The organism is Sporofaciens sp. JLR.KK001, assembly GCF_036941055.1.
Lineage (GTDB): Bacteria > Bacillota > Clostridia > Lachnospirales > Lachnospiraceae > Sporofaciens.
Window position 1 is genome coordinate 3,524,631 of the sequence record NZ_JAYMNO010000001.1, and the last position, 16,802, is coordinate 3,541,432.

The following is a 16,802-nucleotide window of genomic DNA, read 5'->3' on the forward strand; positions in this document are numbered from 1 at the left end:
CCTCACTTTGCGGTAAAATCTTACTGATAGCATTTTCTTAATTGCGATTAATTATACCTAAAAAAGCCGAACCCCTACGGCTCGGCGATATTATACAGCACTTTCTCCAGCATCCTCTCCAATGCTGCCCTTTCCTTCTTATTCATCCCTAATGTAAATTTCTTATCAATCTTCCTCCTGTTTGCTTCCATCCTCCGCTGGATATCATAAGCTTTCTCCGTCAGGTAGATATTCTTGCACCTCTTATCCCGGGCGCTCGGCACAGACAGAAGATACCCCTTCTCCTCCAGTCTCTTTATAAGTCCCGTCACAGTCGGATTCCTAAGGCTTAATGCTTTCTCAATATCACGCTGGTTGACCGCTTCTTCATCACTGCGGAACAGATAATCCAACACCGCGCACTGTGAAGCAGTGATCCCTACCGATTTCAGCAGATTGTTAAGCTCCTTCTCATAGATGGTATTGATCTGTTTAATCATGAACCCTATCGGCATTCGTTCCTTCATCTGTTGATTCCCTTTCTAACGCTTTCATCTTTTGCAGCTCCCTGACCGCACAAATGACCGCCGCCAATAAGGCCGCTCCGTCTGCGATTGGTCCCGCGTACATCACGCCGTCGATTCCCATGAACACAGGAAAGATCAGGATCAGCGGCAGCAGAAAGATTACCTGCCTTGTCAGCGACACCAGGATTCCAAGTCTCGCCTTCCCGATCGAAGTGAAAAACCCTGACGACATAGGCTGAATCCCATTCGTAAACGTCATCAGCATGAAGATGCGGAAGTATCTCTCAGCAAAATGAAAATATTCCTCGCTTCCCGTCCCGAATATCCCGACCAACTGCCGCGGAAAGAACTGAAAACAGAGACAGAATGTGATACCGACAGCAAGAACAAGCCGAAACGCCTTGCCGTAGGTCTCTCTTACCCTGGCATATCTGCCTGCGCCGTAATTGAATCCCCAGATCGGCTGACACCCCTGGGAGATTCCGATACAGATCGCCATGAATACCATATTTACCTTGGAAATAACTCCAACACAGGCCAACGGTATATCTGTTCCGTACATGGACGCCGCTCCATAATGCCTCAGCGTATTATTCATAGTGATCTGGACCGCCGCCATGGCGATCTGGTTGATACAGGACGCCATGCCGAGGGACGCGATTGCTCTTAGGCAGCTTCGCTTCGGCCTTAACATATCCCAGGACAGCTCCATCTTGCGAAACCTTAAGAAATACAGGATAACCAACGCGCCTGAGACCGCCTGCCCGATCACCGTCGCCCATGCCGCTCCCTTGATCCCAAGATGGAATCCGAAGATAAACAGCGGATCCAGTATCGTATTAAGGATCGCCCCGGTCAGCATACAAGTCATAGAATATGTGGGGCTTCGGTCCGCCCGTATCAGGTGGTTCCCTCCCGTAGTCAGGATCAGGAACGGGATCCCATACGCCGTGATCCCCGTATAATCCTGGGCATATGGCAGTACCTCCGGGGTCACTCCGAATATCTTAAGCAGCGGATCCAGGAACAGCAGTACCGCCGCCGCGATCACGGTCCCGCAGATCACGAGCATAGATAATCCCGCACCCGCGATCCTGCTTGCCTTCTCCTTATTCCCAGCTCCTGACTCCAGATTATAATTCGACGCGCCTCCGATCCCCAGCATCAGCGCTGTGGCCGTACAGATGATCGATATCGGAAATGCAATATTAGTAGCCGCATTGCCCAGCATCCCGACTCCCTGTCCAATAAAGATCTGATCTACGATATTATACAGGGAGCTTACCAGCATGCTTATGATCGCCGGTATGGCAAACTTTGCAATCAGCTTCCCAACCCGTTCAGCGGCCAACGGATTCTCTGCTTTCCCCGCTTCATCCGTCTTTCTTATCTCATTTACTCTCTCACTCATAATCTTCTCTCATCTCTTAATTAAAATGCAGGGGTATAGGAAGCCCTTTCCCTATACCCCTGGATAAATATGCCGCTTCGGTTCTTCCTCCTTACGGCCTCTGTCCCATACCGCCTTCTAAAGTGATCGTCTCACCGCTCATATACTTGAAATCCGGTGAAGCAAGCTGTACGCAGACACGTCCGATCTCAAGCTCCGCATCCCCATAATGCCCTGCCGGCGGCATCTTCACATTCTGCTTGAATGCCTCTGGATAAGCCTTCTCGAAGTTCTCCAACTGTGCGGTCCACGCCAGAGGACAGATGATATTCACATTAACACCGTCTTTCCCCCATTCTGTTGCGGCCACGCGTGTCAGTCCGCGGACGCCTTCCTTGGCCGCCGCATACGCACACTGCCCAAAGTTCCCGAAGAGCCCAGCCCCGGAAGCGAAGTTAATCACAGTTCCTTTGGTCTCTGCAAGATGCGGATAGCAAGCCTTCATATAGTAGAACGTTGCATACAGCCCTGAGTAAAGCGCCAGGTCAAACTGCTCCGTAGTATGATCTGCCAGCGTTACGCCGGAAGCGGAAGCCTGTGCATTGTTGATCAGCACATCGATCCGTCCGAATGTATCCATCGCCTGCTCCACAACATTGTTCACTACGGCTTCATTATCCGCTCCTGCCGACACGTCAGCCTGTACAGCCAGTACCTTGATCCCGTACAGCCTCTCCAGCTCTTCCTTAGCGTCTTCAAGCTTCTTCACATTACGTCCTGTAATCACAAGGTTCGCGCCTTCCTTCGCATATGCGGTAGCAATTCCGTAACCGATAGAACCGCACCTGCCGTCACTTAAAACAGAACGTCCGCCTCCTGTAATAATCGCTGTCTTTCCTGTCAAAAATCCCATTCCAGCATTCTCCTCCTATCTATTATTTGTGAAAAATAAACATAAATTAAGAATATCACTTTTCAAAGAGGAAAACAACCGTAAATTTTATGATTAATTATATCAGACTCAAATATGTAATTAAAAGACAGCCGTTCTGGACGCATCCCTCAAGCCTTTGATCGAACCTGCGCCTAATTCTTCTTATTTAAGCTTATTGGGAGTCCCAAAAAAACAGACCAAAATATTTCACCCTATATTAACTTCCCTCGCCCTCCCATAAAACGTCGATAACGGCATACTGCAGAGTCTCGCCGCCTCTTTCCCCAGAATCTCGCCGCTTTTCCACTGATAACAAACCTGTTCAAAATTATCCGGCAGATCACGTTTCGGCCTTCCGAACTGCACTCCTCGCATCTTCGCCGCCTCGATTCCTTCCTTCTGTCTCTCCCTGATATTCTTCCGCTCATTTTCTGCTACAAACGATAAGACTTGTAAAACGACATCGCTTAGAAATGTTCCCATCAGATCCTTCCCTCTCCTGGTATCCAGAAGCTCCATATCAAGGACTACAATGTCGACTTTCTTCTCTTTAGTCAGAAATCTCCATTGTTCCAGTATCTCCTCATAATTTCGCCCCAACCGGTCGATGCTCTTCACAAAGATCACATCGTCTTCTCTTAGTCTTTTGACCATCCGATTATACATCGGACGTTTAAAATCCTTACCAGACTGTTTATCCATATAGATGTTCTTTTCCGGCACCTCATTCTCACTCATTGCCTTCATCTGCCGTGCCTCATTCTGCTCCCTGGTACTTACACGCACATATCCGTATATCATTCGTTTCGACCTCCTCTTTGGTGTGCAGTATCTATTTCCTGCTGGAAAATAAATCTATGGCGATATCGTACATATATCGCTTTCAAGATTATTTTAATCTGACACACGCAAAGAACAAAGATGTTGAATTCTGACACACTATATTTTTCTAATCACAGCCGCCTGCTCAACCACCAGTTCGGCTGGTGGTCTGAGATTGCCCCTCTCTTTGGGTAAATCGACACATACATACGCGGATGATAGGGTAGTTGAGATTTATTCTCTTCTACCCTATTTTTAGATTTTCTTACGAATTTTATTTTTTAGCAATTATCATTATGTTTAAGTCAAAGCCCCCGCTGTAGCCGCCAACTGTGCATGCAAGCATGCCCGCTTGGCTCGTTGCTCGCGGAAATAAAAAAAGTATTTAGATAAATACACAAATAATATTTATCTAAATACTTTTTTAATTTAATTACACTCTTGGCTATGCCACTCTTCCATAGAGTGTTTCTGAAGCGACAGACGGGGTTCGAACCCGCGACCCCGACCTTGGCAAGGTCGTACTCTACCAACTGAGCCACTGTCGCATCTCTTATGTGTTCCTTGGAACAATAATTATATTACTACAACTTCCTTAATATGTCAACAGTTTTTTTTAATTTTTTTTTTAATATTTTCAATCCATTTTGTCATTGCATTAACCGCGGAATTCTCGGCATCGATTCTCCGTAACTGTGCCCTTCCATTCATAATTAATGCAATGACAACTGCTAGCACATCATTGCATTAATTCTCGAGTAATAAGCACTATTACTTCAAGATTAATGCAATGATGCACTAGTATAACCTAACTTAATTAACCGTATGTTTCGCTGGCCTCTACTCTTCCCCGCTCACGACCGCAAGCCCCAGTTCTTCCAATTGCTTCGGATCTACAGCCGTCGGCGCCTCTGTCATCAGATCGGAGGCGTCCTTCACCTTCGGGAAGGCGATCACGTCACGGATACTCTCCTCCTTCGCCATCAGCATCACCAGTCTGTCCAATCCATATGCAAGCCCTGCATGCGGCGGCACCCCATACTTGAATGCCGTCAGGAGGAATCCAAACTGCTCGTTAGCCTGCTCCTGCGTGAACCCAAGCACCTCGAACATCTTATTCTGAATCTCAGGGTTGAAGATTCTGACGCTTCCCCCTCCGATCTCATTTCCATTCAGCACGATATCATAAGCCTTCGCACGCACTCTGCCCGGATCGCTGTCGATATATTCCAGATCTTCCTCCATCGGCATGGTAAACGGATGATGCATCGCCGTATAGCGGTTCTGTTCTTCACTCCACTCAAACAGCGGGAACTCTGTCACCCACAAAAACTTATACTCGTTCTTATCAAGCAGATCCATCTGACGGGCAAGCTCCAGACGAAGCGCACCTAAGACATCCCACACGACCTTGTTCTTATCCGCCGCAAAGAGCAGAAGATCGCCCTTCTCCCCTTCCATCGCAGCAACCAGCGCAGACATCTCCTCATCCTTCATGAACTTCGCAAAGGAAGACTTAAGCGAACCGTCCTCCTGAACCGCGATATATGCAAGGCCTTTCGCGCCGTAATCCTTGGCGAAGGACACCAGCTTATCAATCTTCTTACGCGGCATGCCGCCCTGGCCTTTGGCATTGATTCCCCTGACAGAACCGCCGTTTTCTACCGCGCCTTTAAATACAGCGAACTCGCAATCCCTCACCGTATCCGTCACGTCATGAAGCTCCATACCAAAACGGATATCCGGCTTATCGGAACCATAGCGGTCCATCGCCTCCTGCCAAGTCATCCGCGGGATCGGAAGTTCAACATCAAGGCCCAGTACCTCTTCAAAGAGCTTTGCCAAAAGCCGTTCATTCACCTCGATCACGTCGTCCACATCCACGAAGGACAATTCCATATCGATCTGGGTAAATTCAGCCTGACGGTCAGCCCTTAAGTCCTCGTCGCGGAAACATTTTGCAATCTGGAAATACCGGTCATAGCCGGAGCACATCAAGAGCTGCTTGAACAACTGCGGCGACTGCGGCAGCGCATAGAAATGCCCCTGGTGGATACGGCTTGGCACCAGATAATCCCTTGCCCCTTCCGGCGTGCTCCCGATCAGGATCGGGGTCTCGATCTCGAAGAATCCCTCGTCCGCCAGAAATTGACGGGTCAGGGTCGCCACCTTGCTTCGCATCATCAGATTCCTCTGAAGATCCGGCCTTCGAAGATCCAGATACCGGTATTTTAAACGCACCTCTTCCTTCGTCCTGGAATTCTCCTCAATCGGGAAGGGAGGCGTCTCCGATTCCGAGAGAATCCGAAGCTGCTCCGGGATGATCTCGATTTCACCCGTCGCCAGGTTCTCGTTCACCGCGCCGGAACGCTTCTCCACCTTACCCACGACTGCAACTACGAATTCCGCGCGGAGCCTGGCTGCCTTCTCGATCAGCTCTGCTTCCGACTTACCCTCCTCGAACACTACCTGGATAATTCCGGAACGGTCCCTCACATCTACGAATACTAATCCGCCCTTATTCCTGTTCTTCTGTACCCAGCCCATAATGGTCACTGTCTCGCCTACATTAGCCGCGGACAGTTCTGCACATCTGTGGGTTCTCTTTAATCCCTGCATTGACTCTGCCATATCGTTCCTCTCCTTTTGCAAATATATTTTATCTCCAATAATCTTATCCCAACACAATCAACTTATTAGATGCTTTCCCAAGAATCCGCATAACAGTCGATGATCTCCTCATACCCTTCTTCCGTCAACTGCTCCTTCTGGAACTTCTTATTCTTCTTCATATTTACGATCAACACCTGACGGCCCGCTTTGCGGTCTGCCTTTGCAAGTGCCAATACCTTAAGAATCCCCTCTCTGGGTATCTTCTTATCCAGCAGGTAGGCCTTCCTGCCGCCTTGCTTCGGAACCTGGTATCCATTTTCCATCAAAAGCATGACAATTCTCTCGAATCCGATAGAGAACCCGCATGCCGGAGTATCCTGTCCGGTAAATTTCCCGATCATCTTATCATAACGGCCGCCTCCAGCGACAGATCCGCCGAAATCATCCATCCGCACTTCAAATATCGTTCCGGTATAATAAGACTGCCCCCTCACCAGCGTCGGGTCGAAGCAGATCTTGAACTCACAGTCCTTCGCCTCTTCCACGCTTGAAATGATCGTCTCCATACCGTCTGCCGTCTCTGTACGCAGACAATCTCCAAGCTTCTCCTTCAGATAACGGATCCCCTCTATATCAGGAGCCGTCTCTTCAAAAAGCTTCAGATAAGCGTCTACATTCTCCTTGTCATATCCCATTTCCTCAAGCTCAGAAGCCACGCCTTCGGCGCCGATCTTGTCCATCTTATCCAGGATAATGAACACCTCATCATAGTCTTCCTCTTTGAAACCACAGAACGCCGCCATCGCCTTCAAGATGTTGCGGTCATTGATACACACTGTAAAATTCTGAAAATCCAGCCTGCCAAGCATTGCCGTCGTCGCCAGTATCAGCTCGATCTCCGCCAGATTGGACGGTTCTCCCAGGATATCTATATCACACTGCATGAACTGGCGGAAGCGCCCTTTCTGCGGGCGGTCAGCACGCCACACATTCCCAATCTGCAGCGCCTTGAACGGGGACGGCAGTTCATTGGCATGATTGGAATAATATCTGGCAAGAGGAACCGTCAGATCATACCGAAGTCCTCCGTCCACCAGATCCTCCTCCCCCTTCGCAGCCTCGATCTTAAGCTTCTCTCCGCGCTTCAAGATCTTGAAGATCAGCTTCTCATTATCTCCGCCCTGCTTACTGCACAGATTCTCAATATGCTCCACACACGGTGTCTCCATAGACAGGAACCCGTAAGTCTTATAGGTATCCTTGATCAACTGGATCACATAATCCCGGATCTCCATCTCCCGGGGCATCATATCCTTCATACCGGTGACCGGTTTCTTCTTTAACGCCATAGCCATTCTCCTTTTCTTGCTGTCATCTCATCGATACGGGCGATATACGCATCGATTGCTTTCACATTCTCTATCCTCATCAGGTATGTCATCTTCTTCTTTTTACTGCCCGGCATGGGAACCGGTTCTTTCAATACGATCTTAGTAGTCGCGCCGGCTCCGCAAGCTATGATCGACTGCTTTTCCTCCATAATCAGTATATTGTATATTCCCGCTTTGTCAACCTTCGCATAGCCGACATTCTCGAAATTCCCCGCAATATTCTTCTGGCGGTACAGATAATAGGGATACATATCCATCTGCCCCGCTGCGCCTGCCGCGGCCTGTATCATCCCCTCCAGAGTCTGCGGCACCTCTGCCGGATCTGAAGCAAGATCCGCAAGCTCCATCTTCGCCGCCCTCTTGATTGCCAGGGAATGCACGGTAAGGCTGTCCGGCGCAAGCGATCTAATCTGCCTTAAAGTATCTTCCATATCGGCGATACTCTCTCCGGGAAGTCCGGCGATCAGATCCATATTGATATTATCGAAACCAATCTCACGGGCCAGCCTATATGCATCCACGATCTCTTCTGCCCTGTGCCGCCGCCCGATCGCATCAAGCGTCTTCTGCTGCATGCTCTGCGGGTTAATAGAGATCCGCGTCACCTTATGATTCTTCAGCACCCGAAGCTTCTCTTCCGTGATGCTGTCCGGCCGTCCTGCTTCTACCGTATACTCTAACAGATGTTCTCTTGGAAAATGTTCGTCTATACAGGACAAAAGACCCTCTAGCTGCCCGGCTGTCAATGTGGTCGGCGTACCGCCGCCGATATAGATCGTATTCAGTTTTCTGTCCTTCGACTGCCTGGCAATGAATACAAGCTCTTTCTTTAACGCCCCCAGATAATCCTCTACCCTGTCCGCGCAGTCATCAAGCGCACCTGAGCTGAAAGAACAATAGGTACACACCGACGGACAGAATGGGATCCCCACATAGAGACTGTATCCTTCCTCATAATCAAGCTTCCCAAGCAAGGCCTTTTCCCGCTTGGCGATCTCCCAGGAAAGCCTGGCTTTCCTCTCGCTCACCTTACACTCGGCCTGGAACCAGGGGACGAAACGCTCCTCCTCCCAGCCTTCCTCGGCCTTTTGCATAGCGATCTTCGTTGGCCTAACGCCAGTCAGTATCCCCCAGTCAAGAGAACGCCCCGTAAGCTTTTCAAGTTCGTGATACAGGCAGATGTCTATCCCGTATTTTAGTTCTTTTACCTTAGCCGGGTCTCCTCCCGCATTCTGCTGCGAGATTCCCTCCGCCCGTTCTCTAAGAATACTTTCCATCTGTTCCCTGCCAATCAGGATCCTCTCTCCTTTGGCTGTCTCTACTTCTATATAACAAGAGGCCTCCTCCTCCATCCTACTGATGATTTCCTCAGATGGGAAAAAGGCCTTCACAATATGATACACATTATACGTATATGCCTCGCTCTTACATATTACCCGAATCATTTCTCACTCCAAAATTCTAAAGAAATGGATTATTCACCCTCTCATGTCCGATCGCAGTCTCCCCCATATGTCCCGGATATACGCGGGTCTCATCCGGAAGCGTCATAAGCTTCTCCTGTATGGAACGTATCAGCGCCGAAGTGCTGCTCCCCGGGAAATCCGTCCGTCCAACCGAGTTCGCGAACAGAGTATCCCCGCTGAACAGCACGCCTTCAGACCTCACATAATAACAGCATCCTCCCGGCGTATGCCCCGGCGTATGGAACACTTCAAAATCATAACCGGCATAGGTAAGCACCTGTCCGTCCCGAATGAATCTAGCGTCCGCAAATGTATATCCCTTCGTATAGGTGGAGGACTGATTGAGCTTCGGATCCACCATCAGCTCCTTATCGTCCTCATGTACATACACCGGAACATCGTATTCCTTCAGGAATCCGTCGATTCCCATAATATGGTCAAAATGTCCGTGGGTCAAAAGGATCGCCTCAACCTTAAGCCCCTCTGCCTTCAAATGTCCCATAAGAGAAGACGGACTGGCAGCCGGATCGATCACCACCGTCTGTTTCGTCTCTTCATTGATCGCCAGATAACAATTCGTACTGATGATCCCCGTTACAAATCTTTCTACTTTCATCCTATAATTAACCTGTCGTCCTTTCTATATCAATTACATCCTCAAGCTGAAGAAGCTTATTCACGATCCAGTCAAGCTCATCTCTTCCATGTACGATAAACCCTGTGTCTATAGTGGCTGTTCCCTGCTTCTTGCTGGTACGCACATTCATAGACTTCACATCCACATTCGCTTCTGTGAAGATTCTGGACATATCCATCAGAAGTCCCCTTCTGTCGTAGGCATACATCTTGATCTCAGCCAAATACTGTCCTCCGGCTTTCTCCGCCACGTCGCTCTCCCACTCTGCATCGATCAGGCGCGCTCGCTCAGCCTCCGTCAGATGAATCATATTGACACAATCAGTACGGTGAATAGACAGGCCTCTTCCTCGCGTCACGAAACCGACAATCTCATCTCCCGGCACCGGATTACAACATCTTGAGAATCTCACTGCCACATCGTCGATCCCCTTCACTAAGATTCCGCTCTTTGACTTGGCTATATGGACCTTGTTCTTCGCCGCCTCCGCAACCTTCTCAAGGACTCCTTCGTCCGTAAGCTCCTGCTTGTGCTCCTTGCTGTACTCCTCTACCAGCCGGTTGACCACCTGACCTTCCTTCAGGCCTCCGTGCCCGATCGCCGCAAGAACAGATTCCCAGTCCTTGAAGCCGTATTTCTTCTGTACGATCTCCTGATATTTGGAGACCATGATATTACTTGGAACAATGGATTTGGCTTTGCAGTAGGACGCGATCAGTTCCTTTCCTTTGACGATATTCTCCTCTTTGAATTCACGCTTGAACCACTGGTTGATCTTGTTCTTCGCCTGAGTGCTCTTGACAATGCCAAGCCAGTCACGACTTGGTCCCTTGGAATTCTGAGACGTCAATATCTCGATCCTGTCCCCGTTCTGTATCTTATAATCTATGTTGACAAGCTTGCCGTTCACCCTTGCCCCGACCATCTTGTTGCCCACCGCACTGTGGATGATGTAGGCGAAATCAATCGGCGTAGAACCGTTGGGCAGATTCTTCACATCTCCCTGGGGCGTAAAACAATATACATCCTCAGCGAACAGATCCAGATCACCCTTGATCAGGTTCATGAACTCCCGGTTATCCGACATGTCTCTCTGCCATTCCAGGATCTGCCGAAGCCAGCTTAGCTTCTCTTCTTCCTGTGCCTTCACATTCTTCTTGCCGTCGTTGGATTCTTTGTATTTCCAATGGGCGGCGATTCCATACTCAGCTGTCTTATGCATCTCCTCCGTGCGAATCTGGATCTCAAAAGGCTGCCCCACGGAACTCATCAACGTCGTATGAAGAGACTGATACATATTCGGTTTGGGCATGGCAATATAATCCTTGAAACGTCCCGGAATAGGAGTATACAACTCATGGATCACTCCAAGGGCGGCATAGCAGTCCCGCACAGATTCCACAATGATCCGCACCGCGAACAGATCGTAGATCTGGTCTACCGTCTTATCCTGGTTCACCATCTTCTTATAGATACTGAAGAAATGCTTCACCCGGCCGCTGACCTCAGCCTTGATATTAGAATTCTTCATATGGTCAGACACTTCATTCACGATCTGCTCTACGAATTCTTCCCGCTCTGTCTTCCTGGTATTGATCTGATCTACGAGATCAAAGAACACCTCCGGCTGAGAATACTTAAGCGCCAGGTCGTCAAGCTCTGTCTTGATCTTGGAGATGCCAAGACGCTGAGCGATGGGTGCATAGATATCCATCGTCTCTTTCGCCTTCTCCTTCTGCTTCACCGGCTTCATGAACTGCAGCGTCCTTAAGTTATGAAGCCGGTCGGCAAGTTTGATAATGATAACACGGATATCCTTCGCCATGGCAAGGAACATCTTCCTTAGATTCTCCGCCTGGACATCTAATTTGTCCGAAGAGTAAGAAAGCCTCCCTAACTTCGTGACACCGTCCACCAGAAGAGCCACCTCATCCCCAAACTGCTCTCTGATATCCTCCTCACTGATCTCCGTATCCTCTACCACATCGTGAAGCATCCCTGCCGCGATCGTCTCCTTATCCATCTCCAGATCCGCCAGTATGATGGCAACCCAAAGGGGGTGGATGATATACGGCTCCCCTGACTTCCGGCACTGGTTCCCGTGAGCTTCGGCAGCCAGACGGTATGCCTTCTCTATCAATGACACATCCGTAGATGGGTGGTACTTGCGTATACGGGCGATCAGCATACCATACAGGCGGTCCGGTTCTTCATAATCCCCCGGTGCCTTGACCGCATGACCGTCTACGATCTCCAGCCCTTTCGCATGATCGACCATGATCGAATCAGCCGCGATCCTGTCATCAATTGCTTCATAAGTTGTTGTTCCTGACATGCTCATGCCCCCCTCCCTCTATCATTCTTTCTCTCTTGCGAACATCACAATCAGCTCTTTCCTGAAATGTGCAATGCCTGCTTCTGTCTTACTTCCCAGGATACACAATCACAGATTCCACATTGTATCCCGCAAGCTTCTCTCTTCCCTTAAGCCCTGCAAGCTCCATCAGGAAGACCGTTTTCACGACCTTTCCCCCAAGACCTTCGATCAGCTTGACAATCGCTTCGTTCGTTCCGCCTGTCGCAATCAGATCGTCGATAATGACCACCCGCTGTCCCGGTCTGATAGCATCCTTGTGGATCTCCAGCTCTGCCGTGCCATATTCCAGTTCATACTGAATGGAAGCCGTCTCTCTTGGCAGCTTTCCCTTCTTACGGATCGGTATAAATGGCTTGTGCAGATTGTAGGCAATCGGAACGCCGAAGATAAACCCCCTGGACTCCGGCCCTGCAATCAGGTCAAACTCCACACCTTTAAGCTTCTCCTGCATCAGATCTATCGCAAGCGCCAGTCCTTCGGCATCCTGCAGTACACTGGTCACATCCCTGAATATAATTCCCGGTTCCGGAAAATCTGGTATACTTACGACGTACTCTTCTATTGGCTTCATAACGTTCCTCACTCCTATTTTTCATTCTTTTTCAATACTTTCATTAGTATAGCATTAGTTTCCCGGTTTTTCAACATTTTCTAATGGTACAGCTGCAATCTGACCCTGTTACTTATAGTGCGTAATGGTAATCTGAGGGGTGACCCGCCCCATATATTCGTTAAGCCCCGGATAATATGTGACAGACAGCGTCATCCGCGTACTCCGCCCCATAAGCATCCTTTCCACCGCTTGTTTCCCGTACCGCTTCGCAAGCGTCCCAAGCAATTCATCTGCGTACTTAAAATATAGGGCGTCTATCGCCGTCTGGGATGCATCCTTAAGCCTAAGCTTCAGCGTATCTCGGTTCTTTCCAAGAACTCTGCCGCTTAAGACTTCTGCACTTCGAACCGCGAACACCGGCTTGGTATTCCCTTTACCGAACGGCTCTATCAACGAAAGTTCCTGGATAAACCTCTCCGTCACACATGAGAAGGGAAGCTCCATATCGATCGACACCTTCTCAGTCAGTTCCTCCTCGCTCAAGCTGCAGTTCTCATTGATCCTGCGGCGGAATTCTTCCAGATTCTCTTTCTCTAAGGACAGTCCCGCCGCAAGTCTGTGACCGCCGAATTTCGTAAACAGCTCCTTGCACTTACTGAGTTCCTCGTACATATGATATGCGTCGATAGACCGTCCGGAACCCTTGATCCCTTCTTCCGCATCCGTCAGCACGAATACCGGCTTGTAGAAGCTTTCCCGGATCCTTCCGGCGACGATCCCCGCCAGACTTTCATGGCATGAGGGCAGATAGATCACCAGCACCTTTTCGTTCTTAAGCCCGCCGTTCTCCACCTGCTCCTTTGCCTGGGCGACCGCCTCTTCCGTCAGGTCTTTCCTGCTGTCATTCAGAGCTTTCAAATCTCCCGCAAGCCGATCCGCATCCTTAAGATCCTTCGCCCGAAGAAGTTCAAGCGCTCTTTTTGCCGTATCCAGCCTTCCGCTGGCGTTCAGGCACGGCCCCAGGATAAACCCGATATGATATGCCCGGATCTGGGCCTTATCAAGCTTCGTACATTCTATCAGGGCCTTAAGTCCCTGATTCTGTGTCGATTCAAGCATTCTTAAGCCTTCCTTTACGAAGATACGGTTCTCATCCTCCAGATCCATCACATCTCCCACAGTAGCGATCGCAACATTTTCAACCAGATGCTTCAGCGCTTCAATGTCTCTCCCCATTGCCTTACAGAGCGCCTCCACAAGCTTATACGCAACCGCCGCCCCGCACAGCCCCTTGAAGGGATACGCACAGCCCGGCTGCTTAGGGTCGATCACCGCGTCCGCCGCCGGAAGAAGATAATGCCTCTCCTCTTCCTCCTCATCATAGGGGACCTCGTGATGATCCGTCACAACCACCGTCATCCCCAGGCTCTTCCCATAGGCAATCTCTTTGGCCGCCGCAATCCCGTTATCGCAGGTAATGATCGTATCGATCCCCTCCCGGTACGCCCGCTCGATCAGGTTCACATTCAACCCATAACCATCCGTGATCCTATCCGGAATATCCATATCCACATCCCCGCCAAGCATCTCCAGGCCCTCCATTAATATGTAGGTCGCATTCACCCCATCGATGTCATAATCTCCGATTACACGTATCTTCTGCCGTCCCTCTATCTTCTCCTTCAAGATCCCGATTGCCTGATCCATCCCTTTCAACAGCTTACCGTCATAGAGATCTGCAAGCGTTCCATTCAGATACCTGTCAACCGCATTCTCCCCAATTACCTCCCGATTCCTGATCAGACAGGCAAGCCTGGGACTAATCCCAAACCGTCTGCCGATCGCTTCAAAGTCTGCACCCTTCCTTAATAATACCCACCGTTCCATGTTATATTCTCCTATATCAAAAAGCAGCCATGTCATACCCCTACAACAATGGCTGCTCTATTATTATTTCTTCTTTACGATCTTCGTCCGCATCACATACCACAGAGCACCCGTGATACATACGGAAGAATATGCTCCGCAGACAACTCCCATCATCAGAGGCGCTGCGAACTCACGGATAGAGCTTACCCCCATGATAAAGAGGATCGTTACCATCACAAACGTCGTCAGAGAAGTATAGATACTTCTGGTGAGCGTCTGTGTGATACTCTTGTTCACCACATTCATAAGATCCGTCTTCTTCGTCTGATAGTGCAGTTCTTCACGGATACGGTCAAATATTACAATAGTCGCATTGATCGAATATCCGACGATCGTTAGCATACATGCAATGAATGTATTGCCCACTGAGATGCGCGCGATCGCGTAGAAGCCGATAACTACCAACACGTCATGCAGCAGCGCGAGGATCGCACTGGCCGCGAAACGGATATCCTTGAACCTGAACCAGATATACAGCAGCATACAGATAGTTGAGATAATCACCGCAACAACCGCATCCTGACGCATCTCGTTACTTACGGTAGAACTGATATTCTCGGCCGTGATCAGAGAGTCATCTACCTTAAACTCATCCACCATCGCCTGGTTCAGAGCTTCACGCTGCTTAAGATCCAACGTTATCGTCTTGATAATGATCTGGTTGGTTCCCGCAACTTTCTGAGTCTGTACGTTATTGTCACCTGTCACTTCTTCAACTACAGGAACGATCTTCTCGTCGATTTCTTCTATAGAATAATCCTCCTTGAAGGTTACATTCGTAGATGTACCGCCCTCAAACTCCAGACTGTACGCGAATGCCCCCTTTCCTCCTGAGGAATTGATTCCCATTGCGGCCAATCCCGCAACGATCAATACTGCTGAGATAATGAAGAACACCTTCCTCTTCTCGACGAAGGCAATCGGCTCTCTCTCCTTCCTTGGGCGGTAATAAAGACTTTCCTTGCGTAAGCCTACCGCATAGAAGGCGAATACAATCAATCTTGTAACCACAAGGGCTGTAAACATAGACACGATAATACCGATCGCCAATGTCTGGGCGAATCCCTTAACCGGTCCTGACCCTCTGAACCACAATACCGCCGCCGCGATCAGAGTCGTCACATTACCGTCCACGATTGCCGACATAGCCTTCTGGAAACCTGTCTTCAGAGAATTCTTCACACTCTTCCCGCGTGTCATCTCCTCGCGCACACGGGCAAATATAATAACATTCGCATCCACCGCCATACCAATGCCAAGGATAATACCGGCGATTCCGGGCAGCGTCAGTGTAATGTTGAATGCATTCAGGATCACCAGTACCAACTCTGTATAGATCAGAAGCGCCAGGCCTGATGCAAGTCCCGGAAGATAATATACGAAGATCATAAAGATAATGATCAATACCAGACCAATCGCACCTGCCTTCAAACTGGTGCTGATGGCCTGCTCTCCAAGCTGGGCGCCCACTACATTGGAGCGCAGTTCTTCAAGTTCCAGCTTCAATCCGCCGATTCGGATGGTGGAAGCCAGATTATCTGCCGATTCATAGGTAAAATTCCCTGAGATATATGCCAGTCCGTCCGGAATCTCAGACTGTACGATCGGGCTGCTGATCTCTGCCCCGTCATAGATAATGCTGATCGGCTTATTGATATTCTCCCTGGTAGCCTTGGCAAACTTCTCTTTTCCATCCTCATTCAGGCTCAGTTCAATACTGTACTCACGATTCCCCATCTTATCCTCGCCGGCTTTCGCGGTTGCAGTCTGCACATCCGCACCGGTGATCACCGTCTCGCCGTCCTCGGTCTTGAATTCCAGAGAACCTGGCTTACCAAGTTCATCCAAGATCTCGTTGGCATCCGTAACACCCGGGATCTCAATATTGATCCTGTCGTCTCCTTCCTGGTAGACACTGGACTCTGTACTGTACTGCTCCACACGTCTCTGAAGCTTATAGATAGTGTCGCTCATCTCCTCATCCGACGGATTCTTATCCTTTACCTGGTACGTGATACTGACACCGCCTGCAAGATCAAGGCCAAGCTTGATATTCTTCATCGCGCCGGTCCCGGTCTTGCCAAACCCGACGATCACCGTGAAGCCCATCAATGCGATCAGCACCACTGTCAGCACCAGGCTGATGATACCTTTGTTCTTCTTCATGATTGGTTAACTTCCTTT

Annotated in this window: 12 protein-coding genes and 1 tRNA gene; all 13 read right to left on the reverse strand. The window is 49.4% G+C overall.

Annotation, left to right across the window (positions count from 1 at the left end; translation table 11 throughout):
- Window positions 1-74: 74 nt before the first annotated feature.
- Entirely contained in the window at window positions 75-506 is a 432-nt protein-coding gene (locus VSQ62_RS17995; protein ID WP_334636159.1) for a MarR family winged helix-turn-helix transcriptional regulator, read from the reverse strand.
- Entirely contained in the window at window positions 472-1,917 is a 1,446-nt protein-coding gene (locus tag VSQ62_RS18000; protein ID WP_334636160.1) for an MATE family efflux transporter, read from the reverse strand. The genes VSQ62_RS17995 and VSQ62_RS18000 overlap by 35 nt, the downstream gene beginning before the upstream one ends.
- 91 nt (window positions 1,918-2,008) lie before the next feature.
- The gene (locus VSQ62_RS18005) at window positions 2,009-2,809 is read right to left on the reverse strand and encodes an SDR family NAD(P)-dependent oxidoreductase (protein ID WP_334636161.1); all 801 of its coding nucleotides are present in this window, start codon (window positions 2,807-2,809) and stop codon (window positions 2,009-2,011) included.
- Window positions 2,810-3,037: 228 nt separating this feature from the next.
- The gene (locus VSQ62_RS18010) at window positions 3,038-3,631 is read right to left on the reverse strand and encodes a recombinase family protein (RefSeq protein ID WP_334636162.1); all 594 of its coding nucleotides are present in this window, start codon (window positions 3,629-3,631) and stop codon (window positions 3,038-3,040) included.
- Window positions 3,632-4,127: 496 nt separating this feature from the next.
- Window positions 4,128-4,200, reverse strand: a tRNA-Gly gene (locus VSQ62_RS18015).
- 292 nt (window positions 4,201-4,492) lie between these two features.
- Window positions 4,493-6,283, reverse strand: a complete 1,791-nt coding sequence (aspS, locus tag VSQ62_RS18020) for an aspartate--tRNA ligase (protein WP_334636164.1) — start codon at window positions 6,281-6,283, stop codon at window positions 4,493-4,495.
- 65 nt (window positions 6,284-6,348) lie between these two features.
- Window positions 6,349-7,620 (reverse strand): histidine--tRNA ligase, encoded by a 1,272-nt coding sequence (hisS, locus tag VSQ62_RS18025; RefSeq protein WP_334636165.1) that lies wholly within the window; start codon window positions 7,618-7,620, stop codon window positions 6,349-6,351.
- A complete protein-coding gene (gene hemZ / locus VSQ62_RS18030) occupies window positions 7,605-9,101 on the reverse strand; it encodes a coproporphyrinogen dehydrogenase HemZ (RefSeq protein WP_334636166.1) in 1,497 nt (498 codons plus the stop codon). The genes hisS and hemZ overlap by 16 nt, the downstream gene beginning before the upstream one ends.
- 16 nt (window positions 9,102-9,117) lie before the next feature.
- On the reverse strand, window positions 9,118-9,738 hold the full coding sequence (locus tag VSQ62_RS18035) for an MBL fold metallo-hydrolase (RefSeq protein ID WP_334636168.1): 621 nt from the start codon (window positions 9,736-9,738) through the stop codon (window positions 9,118-9,120).
- 7 nt (window positions 9,739-9,745) lie between these two features.
- Window positions 9,746-12,094 (reverse strand): RelA/SpoT family protein, encoded by a 2,349-nt coding sequence (locus tag VSQ62_RS18040; RefSeq protein WP_334636169.1) that lies wholly within the window; start codon window positions 12,092-12,094, stop codon window positions 9,746-9,748.
- Window positions 12,095-12,182: 88 nt separating this feature from the next.
- Window positions 12,183-12,707 (reverse strand): adenine phosphoribosyltransferase, encoded by a 525-nt coding sequence (locus tag VSQ62_RS18045; RefSeq protein ID WP_334636170.1) that lies wholly within the window; start codon window positions 12,705-12,707, stop codon window positions 12,183-12,185.
- A 108-nt stretch (window positions 12,708-12,815) separates the two neighbouring features.
- Window positions 12,816-14,576: a single-stranded-DNA-specific exonuclease RecJ gene (gene recJ, locus VSQ62_RS18050; RefSeq protein ID WP_334636171.1), complete on the reverse strand. Its 1,761-nt coding sequence runs from the start codon at window positions 14,574-14,576 to the stop codon at window positions 12,816-12,818.
- Between the two features lie 63 nt (window positions 14,577-14,639).
- Window positions 14,640-16,784 (reverse strand): protein translocase subunit SecD, encoded by a 2,145-nt coding sequence (gene secD, locus VSQ62_RS18055; RefSeq protein ID WP_334636172.1) that lies wholly within the window; start codon window positions 16,782-16,784, stop codon window positions 14,640-14,642.
- Window positions 16,785-16,802 lie beyond the last annotated feature (18 nt).